Origin of the sequence: Chitinophaga pinensis DSM 2588 (assembly GCF_000024005.1) — a bacterium.
GTDB classification, from domain to species: domain Bacteria; phylum Bacteroidota; class Bacteroidia; order Chitinophagales; family Chitinophagaceae; genus Chitinophaga; species Chitinophaga pinensis.
Window position 1 is genome coordinate 3,494,329 of record NC_013132.1, and the last position, 12,929, is coordinate 3,507,257.

A 12,929-nucleotide genomic window follows, 5' to 3' on the forward strand; every position below is an offset into this window, starting at 1 on the left:
ATGAATCCACAAACGAACAATATATCAGCAGCAGAAGCGGTCGCCCATCTGCAACCAGACACCTGGCTGAAGGTGAACAGACTACATGTGCGTAAGATCATTGCAGAATTTGCACATGAATTGCTGATAACGCCTGTATTGCAGGCAACAACTGCCGGCTGGGGACACTATACCTTGTCGCCCGCAGCTGGTATCGACTATAGCTTCCGTGCCCAGCTACTGAGCCTGGACCATTGGCACATAGATACCGCCTCTATTGAAAAAACCGTAAACGGTGCAGCTGTTCCTTTGGATGCAGTGCACTTTATTACCGAGTTCAGTGAGCAACTGGGATTTGATCCTGTGCTGTTACCCACTTATCTGGAAGAGATTATCAGTACGCTGTATGGCAGTGCCTATATGCATACCTATAATACCACTACAGCGACTGAATTAACGGCCGCAGACTACCAGGATATAGAACATGCCATGATGGCCGGTCATCCCTGTTTTGTGGCTAATAATGGCCGTATAGGGTATGATACGGTGGATTACCGCAAATATGCCCCGGAAGCAGCCACGCCTTTCCCGGTTATCTGGCTGGCTGGTCATAAAAGCAGAACCGTATTTACAGGTATAGACACCCTGCAATATGAAGAGGTATTGCAACAGGAGCTTGACACCGATACTATCACAAGTTTTCATGGTATGCTGAAAGAGAAAGGATTGCAACCGGAAGATTATTACCTGATGCCAACCCATCCATGGCAATGGTATAACAAGCTGGCGAGTATCTTCTCACCGGATATCGCTGCCAACAACCTGGTTTGCCTGGGTTATGGTAAAGATGCATACCTGCCACAGCAATCCGTGCGTACCTTATTCAACGTCACTACCCCCGGACGCTTTTATGTGAAGTCGGCATTGTCCATCCTCAATATGGGCTTTATGCGCGGTCTTTCCCCGTACTATATGCGTACAACCCCGGGTATCAACGAATGGGTAGCCGGTATCATAGAAGGGGATGCTTATCTCCAGCAAAAGGGCTTCATGATGCTGAAGGAGGCCGCGACCATGGGCTATACCAATCATTACTTTGAAACAGCGATCAAAGGAGAGAGCGCCTATAAGAAAATGCTGGCGACACTCTGGCGGGAAAGTCCGGTTGGCAAATTGCAGGCAGGACAACGCCTGATGACAATGGCCGCCTTACTACATGTAGATGCACATGGCGAGGCAATGCTACCTGCGTTGATCAGGGCATCCGGTCTCGATATCACCAGCTGGTTACAGCAGTATATGGATTGCTATCTGAGTCCGCTGTTACATTGTTTCTACTACTACGATCTGCGTTTTATGCCACATGGTGAAAACGTGATCCTGATACTGGAGAACAATGTGCCGGTAAAAGCGATCATGAAAGATATCGCGGAAGAAGTGGCGGTCGTAAACAGTGAACTGGATCTGCCGGAGAATGTAAGACGCATTGTGATTCCGGTGCCGGAAGAACTAAAGATACTCTCTATTTTCACCCAGATCTTTGATTGCTTCTTCCGCTTTGTGTCACATGTCCTTGTGGAACATGCCGACTATCCGGAGGAACAGTTCTGGGCACTGGCGGCAGAATGTATTCAGCGTTATCAGCAATTACACCCCGAACTGGAAGAGAAGTTCAAACGCACGGATCTGTTTGCGGATGAAATCGTCAAAACCTGTCTGAACAGGCTGCAGATCCGTAATAACCAGCGGATGATCGAGCCTAACAATCCTTTCAAAAGCCAGCAGTTTGCAGGCACGTTTAAAAATCCATTGGCGGCCTTTAAGCACAGACAGGTAGCGGTCGTTTAATTATTTAAAGATACTGACATGTTTAATACAGTTACTCCCCGGGAAGCAGTTGCGCACCTGCAACCGGAAATATGGGCGCGTGTCAACCGCCTGCACATCCGTAAGATGATTGCGGAATATGCGCATGAACAGATCATACAACCTTCCTACAGACATGTAAAACAGGGATGGGTCGTGTATGTGCTGACGTCTGATCAACCTGATATAGAATATCGCTTCCGCGCAAAAATATTACACCTGAATCATTGGTATATCCTTACGGAGTCCATTGAAAAGATGGTAAACGGACAGCCCGCTGCGCTGGATGCATTGGCATTTATCGTAGAGTTCAGTGAACAATTGAATATGGATCCCTCCATGCTGCCGGTATATATGGAAGAAGTGGCAGCAACCTTGTATGGCAGTGCTTATATGCATGTGCAGGGAGGTCCTTCTTCCGCATACCTGGCTGGCGCGGGCTACCAGGAAATAGAACATGCCATGACCGGGCATCCCCGCTTTATTGCCAATAATGGCAGGGTGGGTTTTGATGCCGGTGATTACCGCAGTTTTGCACCGGAAGCTGCGCAGCCGATGCCTTTGTTGTGGTTGGCCGGACATCAAAGTTGCACGGAATTTACCAGCATTGCCCCACTGGATTATGCACAGGTGAAGCAACAGGAACTGGGTAGCCAGGCCGCTGATTTTGATGCCATACTTAACGGCAAAGGCTTACAGCCGGCGGAATACATTTATATACCAGTGCATCCCTGGCAATGGTATAATAAGCTGGCGGGTATTTTTGCACCTGATGTAGCGGCTAATAAACTGGTATTACTGGGATATGGGCAGGATCAGTACCTGCCACAGCAATCTATACGTACCTTCTTCAATACAGATCATCCGGAGAAGTATTATGTCAAGACGGCCCTTTCTATTCTGAATATGGGGTATGTACGTGGCTTATCGCCTTATTTTATGCGTACGACACCTGGTATTAACGAATGGGTGAATAACCTGGTATTACAGGATGCTTACCTTCAGGAGACCGGCTTCTGTACGCTACGGGAGATTGCCACTACCGGCTATTCGAATCATTACTATGAGCAGGCGACGAAGACAGACAATCCATACAAGAAAATGCTGGCTGCATTATGGAGAGAAAGTCCTTTATCCAAAATGAAAGCTGGTCAGCGTATTATGACCATGGCAGCCCTGCTGCATGTTGATACACAGGGAGAGGCGTTGCTGCCCGAACTGATACAACTTTCCGGTCTGGATGCAGATGCGTGGTTACAGCAATATATACATGTTTACATGAGTCCTTTGCTGCATTGTTTCTATCAGCATGATATGGTGTTTATGCCGCATGGCGAGAACATCATACTCGTACTGGAGAATCATGTGCCGGTACGCACGATCATGAAAGATATAGGAGAGGAAGTATCTGTACTCAGTGCAGAGGTACCGTTGCCGGAAATTGCCAGTCGCTTACGTGTGAGCGTACCTGACGAAGTAAGAACCCTGCCATTATTCACACAGATATTCGATGGTATTTTCCGCTTTATAGCGGCCATTCTCGAAGAGCATATGGATTATCCGGAGAAAAGTTTCTGGGAACTGGTAGCACAGGTAATACTGACATACAGGGAAAGACATCCACAACTGGAACAGAAGTTTCAGCAGTATGACCTCTTTGTAAAAGAGATTAATCCGGATGCATTGAACCGCTTACAGATCAGTAATAACCGGCAGTTACGCAACAGGGCAAATCCTTTCGATGTGCCTGCTATTGGCATTGTAGAAAACCCGATAGCGGCTTTCAGTCCTTCGCCGTCTTACACTAAAATGGCCACCGTATGAGAAAGATAGCCGGTGTTATTTGTCTGCTCTTTCTTATCTGTATCCGTGTATGGGCACAAGCGCCTGAACAGGTATTGATAGAGGCCATGACTTCGCGGGAACTGGCGACTCGTATGGCTGCCGGAGCTAACACAGTGCTGATCTTCAGCGGAGGTACAGAGGCGTCTGGTCCACACCTGGCACTAGGTAAGCACAACTATCGTGTATACCGGTATGCAGCACAGATCGCGGATAGTCTGGGTAATACGCTTGTAGCACCGGTACTTCCTTTTGCACCTAACAGTCCGGTACTGGAACGTTATCCTGGTACCATTTCATTGACCGATCAGACTTTCTCTGATGTAAATGAACAACTGGTGCGAAGTATGGTGGGTTCCGGCTTCCGTTATATCATCCTGATGAGTGATCACTTTAACAGTCAGCGTCCTTTAAAAACACTGGCAGCCAAATTGGATAGTACGCTCCGCCCCGGAGGAGTACGGGTTTTCTTTTCAAGTGATGGATACGCGACAGCAAGAGCGCAGATAGAAGCCGGTATCGCCCGTCAGGGACTGGTGCCCGGTGGACATGGCGGCTTGTGGGATACAGCGGAAACTTGGGCCGTATTACCAGCAGCAGTACGCACCGCTTATCTGGCTGCCGGAGATACGACGCATCTGGGTAATGGTCCGCTGGATGCTGCCGGCGTATCCGGAGATCCCTGTCTGGCAACACCTGAACAGGGAAGACTATTTGGTCAGCTGCGTGTGCAGCTGGCTGTACAGGAAATACGTCGATGGCTGTCACAGGTAAAACAATAAAAATGAACACACCTATTATGACTGCCATCATTAACAGCTATTGCAGGGGATTCTCCAACTGGAGCTGTTATGAAGGCATCCCAAAATATGACAAGGCACTTGCGGACTATTTCTCCACTACAGGGCATCGGTTCCATTTGCGATTGGACTTCAGTATAGCTGGAAAGGAAGTATTTGTTCCGTTCCGTTATTTCTCTGAAAGCGGTTATCATGTATTTGACTATCCTGCAATAGAGAGAACGCTCTCTGATGATCTGATCAGTACGATCGATGCTACGCGCTTACTGACAGTAATAGCCGATCATCTAAAGGAGGAATATCCTGCCATACAACTGGAACAGGCGCTGGATAAGTTATCCGCTTTCCCTTGTCCGTCGCAGCTGGAAGGGGGGAATATGGCAGCATTTAATACCTTATTATCGGTTACAGATATCAGTCGGCACGCAGCACCGGAGCAATGGCTGGTACAGGATGTATTACCCATGGTGGCTTGTCTGGGTTACCAGCAACAGGCAGATGAAACAAAACTGCTAAGTGCCATTTACGAAAGATGTGAACAATCACTGGTGGATCATCCCTTGTTAAACAGTAATAAGTTATCGGTGCCTAATGAATTGTTATCCTTTCTGTTGGGAGAGGATAAGGTGACTCGTCCTTATCCCAATCCATTACACAAGGCATTCTTTTCAGCTGCGCTTATTCAGCCTGTGGGGAAAGAATCGGTATACAGCCGGTATTTTCCGAAAGAAGATATCACTGTCAGTATACGGCCATTTGATATCGACCGTGATCTGGAAATGGTGCATGACTGGTTTAACCGTGAACATGCAAAGAAGATCTGGAAGATGGACTGGCCCCTGCGTGAACTGGAACTGTACTACCGCACGATGTTGCCGGGAAACTGGTCGCATAGTTACATAGGAGAAATCAATGGTACGCCCAGTTACAACTTTGAAGTGTATTGGGTAGTGCGTGATGTGTTGGCGGACTATTACGATGCCTTGCCAACAGATTACGGCACCCATCAGTTCATTGCACCGGTAGACCCTAAGCTGAAGTTTTCCTCTCCATCCACCCAATGTATGCTTGACTGGGTATTTGCGCATCCGGAAGTGGGTAAGATGGTAGGCGAGGGATCTGTGGAATCTCTGGCTGCATTAATGAACAAAGCACATGTTGGCTTCCGTGTAGAGAAGGTCATACAGCTGCCACATAAAAAGGCCAATCTCAATTTCTGTTACCGTGAATGGTATTGGGCGAAATTTCCGGAGAACCAGCATCTCGCTGCACAAAACACCATTCCAACAATTAAACAAACAACTCATGAAACACGCTCCCGTATATAATCTTATTGGTATCGGCATAGGGCCATTTAATCTGGGACTTGCTGCCTTGCTGCATCCTGTTAAAGACGTAAGCGCCGTATTTTTTGATCAGTCAGAAGGCTTCGACTGGCATCCTGGTCTGATGTTGCACAGTGCAACTTTACAAACACCTTTTATGGGTACTGATCTGGTAACGATGGCTGATCCTACCAGCTGGTTCAGCTTTCTCAACTTTCTGAAACAAACTGGTCGTTTATATCCTTTCTTTATCCGGGAGAGTTATTACATGCTGCGCAGAGAATACAATCTGTATTGTCAGTGGGCCATAAAGCAATTGCCCTCCTGCCGCTTCTCTCATAAAGTGTCCCGCCTGGCTTATAAAGACGGTTTGTATGAAGTAACGGTACAAAATACCAGGACAGGTGATGTATCTACCTGGTATGCGGAAAAACTGGTACTCGGCACAGGTACACAACCTTATACACCTTCTTTTGTGAACAGGGAACAACTGCCTGGCGTCATTCATACCTCCGCTTATATTCCTAACAAGGCAGATATACTGGAAAAAGGAAACCTGACGATCATTGGCTCCGGCCAGAGTGCTGCGGAGATATTTTATGACCTGTTGCCAGCAACAGCGAATGGGCTGCAACTGAACTGGTTTACACGTGCGGACAGGTTTTTCCCGATGGAATATTCAAAGCTGACATTAGAGCTGACATCTCCGGAGTACGTGGACTATTTCTATGAAATGCCACCAGAGCGCCGCAGGAAGATCCTGGCGGCCCAGAATACGCTCTTTAAAGGCATCAACTATGATCTGATCAATGAGATCTTTGATACCATGTATGAAATGAGTGTGGGGGGTAAAAAGCTCAATGTACAGTTAAACACCAATAGCGAGCTGACGGACATCAAACCTGGAACCGGTGCAGATACTTATACCTTACATTTTAACCATGTGCAGCAGCAACGCCGCTTCTCATTGGATACGAAGTCGGTTATACTGGCAACAGGGTATAAATACAATGAGCCTGCTATCATCAGTGGTATTGAAGAGCGTATCCGTCGTACATCCGACAACCTGATGGATGTACACCGTAACTACACCATAGATATCCAGAACAGCGAGATCTTTGTACAGAACGCAGAACTGCACACGCATGGTTTTGTAACGCCGGATCTGGGCATGGGCGCTTATCGCAATTCACATATCATTAATGCGATTGCGGGCAGAGAAGTGTATAAGATAGAAGAGCGCATTGCCTACCAGGATTTCGGTGTTATCAATGTCAAAGAAACTGCTAGTAACTTAGCCATCCATTAACGTTAAACCATATTACGAATGAATGCTGTGCTGCTGAGAGCCCGTTCTATATTAAATCTGTTCAGGAGCGCGATTGCCGGTACGGAGAAAGATTTTACCTCCGGTAGTGTCAATCGCGCCACCTTTCTGTTGTCTGTACCATCCATGCTGGAACTGGCGATGGAATCCTTATTTGTGATGGTAGACCTTCTTTTTGTGAGCAGCCTGGGTGAAAGGGCTATCACCATTGTAGGGATCGTCAATTCAGTGGTCATCATTTTCCATTCTGTAGCGATGGGCCTGAGTATTGCCGCTACTGCTGTTATATCCAGGCGGGTAGGAGAGAAGAAACCACGTACGGCTGGCCTTGCAGCGATGCAGGCCATCTACCTGGGTATCACGATCTCTGTCATATTCAGCGCACTATCCATCAGCTTTAACAGAAGTATCCTGCACCTGGCAGGCGCTTCCGCCGAACTCGTACATGAGGGCGATCTGTTCTCACGTATTATGTTTGGCTGTATTCTGCTGGTGGTGATGCGCGTATTAATGAATGGTATATTCAGAGGTGCAGGTAATGCAGCCATGGCGATGCGTACATTGTTATTGTCCAATGCTGTGAATGCCGTATTGTGTGCGGTACTCATCTTTGGTGTAGGTCCTATTCCGTCCTTTGGATTGTTAGGCGCAGCAATGGCTACCGGTATCGCGAATCTTGTAGGCGTAAGTTATCAATGCTGGTATTTTGCAAAGGCGGAAAAAGTGATCAAGATCGGCAGACAGCAACTGATGCTGGTGCCGGCTATCATTAAACGTATATGTAAACTGGCAGTCTCCGGTACACTACAATACATCATTCCTTCTTCCAGCCGTTTTCTGATGATTATCATCGTTGCGAAACTGGGAGAGAGTGTATTAGCGGGCTATATTGTGGCGAACCGTATTATCATGTTTACGGTATTACCCGCATGGGGTATCGCTAATGCTGCCGGTGTCCTGACAGGGCAGAACCTGGGTGCTGGTCAGCCGGAAAGGGCAGAGCAATCTGTCTGGAAAACCGGCGCTTTCAATATGTGTTTTCTGGGTAGTATCGCCTTATTTCTGCTGGCCTCCGGAGAAAGTATTGTACACATTTTTACCCGCGAACAAACCGTTGCGCAGCATGCGGCGCTTTATCTCCGTTATATGTCTATTGCTTATTTTTTCTTTGGATATACAATGGTGATCTCCCGCTCACTGAATGCCGCAGGTTCTGTGAATGTGGTCACCCTGTTATATGTGCTGATGTTTTACATAACACAGCTGCCCCTGGCCTGGTTCTTAGGTATACATTCCAATTGGGGACCACAGGGTATCTTCATTGCTATACTGGCATCTGAAATAGTATTGGCCGCTGCTTGTCTTATCGTATTCCGTAGCGGTAAATGGAAAAAAGTAAAGATCTGATCAAAAAATATTGTCTTATGAACACAACTCAAACATTACACGATATCATCGCAGCTGCATTATCTATACCTGCAGAACAGGTAACGGATGACCTTAATTATCAGAGTATCCCGGAATGGGATTCTGTATCGCACATTTATCTTATTACAGAACTGGAAGCTGCTTTTGATATCACTATTGATACAGACGAAGTACTGGAAATGAGCAGCGTGGAAAAAGTAAAGGAAACCCTTAGAAAGCATAACATAGAGATATGAGTTTATATGGATTGATTGCGCAGAATAAAAGTCTCCGGTATCTCGATGCAGTGACCGGAGACAGTTATACGCTGCCGGATCTGATGAAAGACGTCTGGGATATTACAGAAAGACCTGCTTTGGCATTTCTATACCTGGATAATTCTATTGCATCTGTAAAGATGTTATTACAATGTCTGAATAGCAGGTTAACCCTGGCATTGCTAAGTCCGAAGCTGCATCCTGATTATAAACAGCGGCTGGAAGAGACATATGCACCTTATTACATTTACGATGTAACAAGAACTGCCATACCCGATTGGGACTTACAGGATAATATGCTCTTCTGTAATAGTAGGGGCATCAGGAATGTAATACACCCGGATATAAAATTATTACTGAGTACTTCAGGTACGACCGGCTCGCCCAAGTTTGTAAAATTATCCGAAGATAACCTGGTACAAAATGCCTTGTCCATTCTTGATTATCTGCCTGTAAATAACAGTGATATTACACCATTGAACTTACCGGTATTCTATTCATACGGACTGTCTGTGTTTACAACCAACAGCATTGCCGGCGGACAGATCGTATGTGGTAACCGGGATGTGGTACAGAAGGAATTCTGGGAGGATATGGAACGCTATGGATATACTTCTGTGGCAGGCGTACCTTATGTCTATGAGCTATTACACCGGATCGGGTTTAACCGCAAGGAATATCCTTCATTGCGATACATGACACAGGCAGGTGGGAAATTGAATGGTATCCTGATCCGGTCTTTCGGTGAATACATGGCTGACAGAAACAAGCAGTTTTTTGTGATGTATGGTCAGACGGAGGCGACTGCCCGTATGGCGTATATGCCACCTCATGACCTGCTGACAAAAAACGGGTCCATTGGTAAACCCATCAAGGGAGGTCAGTTCACATTGGCCCCTGATACCAGTGAACTGTTATACAGCGGACCCAATGTATTCGGCGGTTATGCTACATTAGCAGCTGATCTGACTACTTTTGAGCGTTTACCGGTGTTGCATACCGGTGATGTAGCTACCTGTGATGAAGATGGGTACTATTATATTACCGGTCGTTTGAAACGATTTGTAAAGTTGTTTGGTACCCGTATTAACCTCGATGAAGTAGAAAGCATATTAAAACAGGAGATACAGGGAGAAACATTTGCCTGTGTCGGTGTTGAAGACAAACACCTGCTGGTATTTCACCGGCTGACAGGACTGGAAGAAGGTTATATAAGATCCCTGCTGGCTAAAAAGCTGGGGCTACATCCGACAGCCTTTAAAGCGAAATTGGTGGATGATTTTCCATTGACGCCTAATGGCAAGTTGGATTATACCAGTTTGCAGCAACAGGATATTTCACAGGTACAGCACTAATAATTGCTTTTACCCGTTCACTAAAAGAGAGAGGGTGTCTGCTATTAATGGCGGACACCCTCTCTCTTTATGCTTTTAAACAGATAGCCTAGAATCGCACGGCGATGCTACCCAGGAAGTTCAGTTGTTTTTGTGGCGTACCTACCGGATTCCAGTATTCCTGGTTCAGCAGATTATTGGCTTTCACAGATAATCTGAATTTAGGCTGATCGTAATATACGGTTGCATTGACCAGTGTATAGCTAGGCAATACAAAGGTGTTGGTCGCCTCAAACCAGGAATCGCTGATATAATTCGCGCCAGCGCCAAAACCAAGCCCTTTTGCCTTACCGCGTGTCAGGTGATAGCTGATCCAGATGTTTGCTACATCTTTAGGACTGGCGGTCACATATTTGCCTTGCAGGGCAGGGCTGGCATTGGTATATTTGTTTTCGTTATGTGCGTAACCAGCTACGATATTTAAGCCGGATACAGGGCTGGTAGTAATATCAGCTTCATAACCCTTGCTATGTTGTGTACCGTCCTGACGGGTGAAGGTCTTACCATCCTGTACTTCTGTACGGGTGGAGTTAGTTACAGCGATGTCGTAATAGCTGGCACTTCCACTCAGTTTACCCTCGATCAGGTCCACCTTTACACCACCTTCCCACTGATTGCCATATTGCGGCTTCAGGGTGAGAATCGTGTTGTCCGGTTGGGTTACAGGGCCCAGGTTTACGAAACCGTTCATGTAGTTACCGAAAATGGATACTTTCTCTTTTACGACCTGGTATACCAGTCCGAATTTAGGGGACAGTGAGTTCTGGCTATACTCTCCGGTGTATTTGCCGGTGGCGATGGCGTAGGTTCCGTCCGTCGTAAAACGGTCAGCACGTAAACTCAGCATTGCCATCAGGGAAGGCGTGATATTAAATACATCCGAAATATAAGCGCTGTAATTGTACGCTTTAGAGGTTGTACCTACAAAGCCCTTCTGGTAAGCCAGGGCATTTATTTTCTCTGCACTGATATCCGGTAACGGATTGTTGATGTTTACCTTATCATATGATACGGTGGCGCGGTACAACTGATTGTAGTTATAGTTGTAGTCCAGTCCGATGACCATCCTGTTCCTGAAGGAACCAATGTAGAAATCACCGATAAAGTTCTGTTGCAGCTGGATATTGCCAAATGTCTCCGGCGTCTGGTTCCTGACGGTACGGGCCATTATGGAATCACTTACCAGTGACAGTGTCGTCCAGAGCAGGTGTTTGTAAAAGCCCTCGGAATACAGGTAGTTGGTCTGGGAAGTCCAGTTGTCGGAAATCTTGTATTCTGCCTGCGCCTGGATATTATTGATACCGTTGGATACATCTACGCTGTTATTAATATAAGAGCGTTTGTAGCCGATCGGCAGGTCTTTAAAGTTACGGGCCGTCACTTTGCTCATAGAGTCTATACCAAAGGAGGTAGTGGTATAAGAAGCCCTGGTCAGCTCCACATCCAGCGTTAATTTCAGACGGTCGGTCAGCTGATAGGTAATGGTAGGCGCAATGGTATAGTTTTTAGCATAGCCCTGGTCCTGGAAAGAACCTTCTGTTTGGGCGCCTGCGTTCAGGCGGAACAGGAGTGTCTTTTCCTTATTAAGGGGTGTATTGATGTCTGCGGTGATACGGCCAAACTGGAAACTGCCACCTGTAAGGCTGACTTCACCACCGAAGGTGTCATAAGGTCTTTTGGTGACATAATTAAATACGCCGCCAAAGGTGGTATTACGGTTACTGCCAAACAAAGTACCGGAGGGGCCTTTGATCACCTCCACTTTTTCCAGAATGATCGGGTTCAGTGGAACGATGGCGCTGGTAACCATGCCGTTACGCATACCCATGCCATTTGAAAAACCACGGATGGTCATACCCTGGGAACCACCGGCGGCGAAATTGGGTACTGCCCCGGGGATGTTACGGTAGAGGTCAGTTCTCTCGGTGATCACCTGTTCTTCGATCAGTTCTTTTCCCGCTACTGAATATACCTGTGGGTTTTCCAGATTTTTAATGGGGAGACGGGCGATCTGCTCGCTTTCCCTGCGACTGAATTTATTCTGATTGGAAGTGATGGATATTTCCTTCAACTGTGTACTGGATACCTGCAATTGCAGCGCGATCTCTGTCACCTTTCCTTTTTCCACACTTACTTCCTCCTGTAAAGGGGCATAACCAACCAGGGATACTTCCAGCTGGTGAGTGCCTGTCGGAACATGCGAAATGGTAAATGTACCATCCTCGTTTGTAAGTGTTGTCTTTTTTGCACCTCTTATCATAATGGTTACCGCGGATGCAGGGCGGTTGTCGTTGGTTGTTATTTTGCCTTTAATGGTACCAAAATCATTCTCTTCATTCACAGACGCCAAACAGTAGAAAGGTAACAATAAGAGGAAAATCTGAAAAAATTGCCTCATGGTGTGATGGGTGTAATTTCCGCAAAATTGGCGCAGTCAGCCGTATTAACCCTTTAACAATCGGGAAAAGAATTTACGCAATGCGGAAAATTTACTGATGACAGCTTATAGGGTTCAGGCTAATGTTTGTCCCTATTTGTCCGATAAAACCCTTACTACCCCGCCATTACGCCGCTATCTCTCCGTTCATGAACGAAGAAATAACGGCGTAATGGCGGTGTAGTAAGGGGATACATCGAAGAAAAGGCCGGCGATGATGCCCGCAGGTAGAATAGCTGATTCAGGCATAAACATTTATACAGGTAAGAAAAGC

Annotated in this window: 9 protein-coding genes; 8 read left to right on the forward strand and 1 reads right to left on the reverse strand. The window is 46.6% G+C overall.

Going from position 1 to position 12,929, the window contains the following annotated elements; all coding sequences use genetic code 11:
* From CPIN_RS14140 to CPIN_RS14175, 8 genes are read left to right on the forward strand one after another with little or no spacing between them, the layout of a single operon-like run.
* Positions 1–1,827, forward strand: coding sequence for an IucA/IucC family protein (locus CPIN_RS14140; protein ID WP_012790491.1), 1,827 nt, complete (start codon positions 1–3; stop codon positions 1,825–1,827).
* Between the two features lie 18 nt (positions 1,828–1,845).
* The gene (locus tag CPIN_RS14145) at positions 1,846–3,669 is read left to right on the forward strand and encodes an IucA/IucC family protein (protein ID WP_012790492.1); all 1,824 of its coding nucleotides are present in this window, start codon (positions 1,846–1,848) and stop codon (positions 3,667–3,669) included.
* Positions 3,666–4,469, forward strand: coding sequence for a creatininase family protein (locus CPIN_RS36650; RefSeq protein WP_012790493.1), 804 nt, complete (start codon positions 3,666–3,668; stop codon positions 4,467–4,469). Before CPIN_RS14145 ends, CPIN_RS36650 begins: the two co-directional genes overlap by 4 nt.
* Before the next feature lie 2 nt (positions 4,470–4,471).
* Positions 4,472–5,815 (forward strand): GNAT family N-acetyltransferase, encoded by a 1,344-nt coding sequence (locus CPIN_RS14155; protein WP_012790494.1) that lies wholly within the window; start codon positions 4,472–4,474, stop codon positions 5,813–5,815.
* Positions 5,793–7,121 carry a lysine N(6)-hydroxylase/L-ornithine N(5)-oxygenase family protein gene (locus CPIN_RS14160; protein WP_012790495.1) on the forward strand — a complete coding sequence of 443 codons (1,329 nt, stop codon included), beginning with the start codon at positions 5,793–5,795 and terminating at the stop codon, positions 7,119–7,121. The genes CPIN_RS14155 and CPIN_RS14160 overlap by 23 nt, the downstream gene beginning before the upstream one ends.
* 18 nt (positions 7,122–7,139) lie before the next feature.
* A complete protein-coding gene (locus tag CPIN_RS14165; RefSeq protein ID WP_012790496.1) occupies positions 7,140–8,546 on the forward strand; it encodes an MATE family efflux transporter in 1,407 nt (468 codons plus the stop codon).
* Between the two features lie 17 nt (positions 8,547–8,563).
* Positions 8,564–8,803, forward strand: coding sequence for an acyl carrier protein (locus tag CPIN_RS14170; RefSeq protein WP_012790497.1), 240 nt, complete (start codon positions 8,564–8,566; stop codon positions 8,801–8,803).
* A complete protein-coding gene (locus tag CPIN_RS14175; protein ID WP_012790498.1) occupies positions 8,800–10,179 on the forward strand; it encodes an AMP-binding protein in 1,380 nt (459 codons plus the stop codon). Before CPIN_RS14170 ends, CPIN_RS14175 begins: the two co-directional genes overlap by 4 nt.
* An 88-nt stretch (positions 10,180–10,267) precedes the next feature.
* Here CPIN_RS14175 and CPIN_RS14180 read toward each other — a convergent pair whose 3' ends face one another.
* On the reverse strand, positions 10,268–12,616 hold the full coding sequence (locus tag CPIN_RS14180) for a TonB-dependent receptor (protein WP_012790499.1): 2,349 nt from the start codon (positions 12,614–12,616) through the stop codon (positions 10,268–10,270).
* Positions 12,617–12,929: the final 313 nt, after the last annotated feature.

Bases quoted from the DNA above. Each gene is read 5' to 3' on its own strand.
- CPIN_RS14140 (WP_012790491.1), top strand. From the start codon at position 1: ATGAATCCACAAACGAACAATATATCAGCAGCAGAAGCGGTCGCCCAT.
- CPIN_RS14145 (WP_012790492.1), top strand. From the start codon at position 1,846: ATGTTTAATACAGTTACTCCCCGGGAAGCAGTTGCGCACCTGCAACCG.
- CPIN_RS36650 (WP_012790493.1), top strand. From the start codon at position 3,666: ATGAGAAAGATAGCCGGTGTTATTTGTCTGCTCTTTCTTATCTGTATC.
- CPIN_RS14155 (WP_012790494.1), top strand. From the start codon at position 4,472: ATGAACACACCTATTATGACTGCCATCATTAACAGCTATTGCAGGGGA.
- CPIN_RS14160 (WP_012790495.1), top strand. From the start codon at position 5,793: ATGAAACACGCTCCCGTATATAATCTTATTGGTATCGGCATAGGGCCA.
- CPIN_RS14165 (WP_012790496.1), top strand. From the start codon at position 7,140: ATGAATGCTGTGCTGCTGAGAGCCCGTTCTATATTAAATCTGTTCAGG.
- CPIN_RS14170 (WP_012790497.1), top strand. From the start codon at position 8,564: ATGAACACAACTCAAACATTACACGATATCATCGCAGCTGCATTATCT.
- CPIN_RS14175 (WP_012790498.1), top strand. From the start codon at position 8,800: ATGAGTTTATATGGATTGATTGCGCAGAATAAAAGTCTCCGGTATCTC.
- CPIN_RS14180 (WP_012790499.1), bottom strand. From the start codon at position 12,616: ATGAGGCAATTTTTTCAGATTTTCCTCTTATTGTTACCTTTCTACTGT.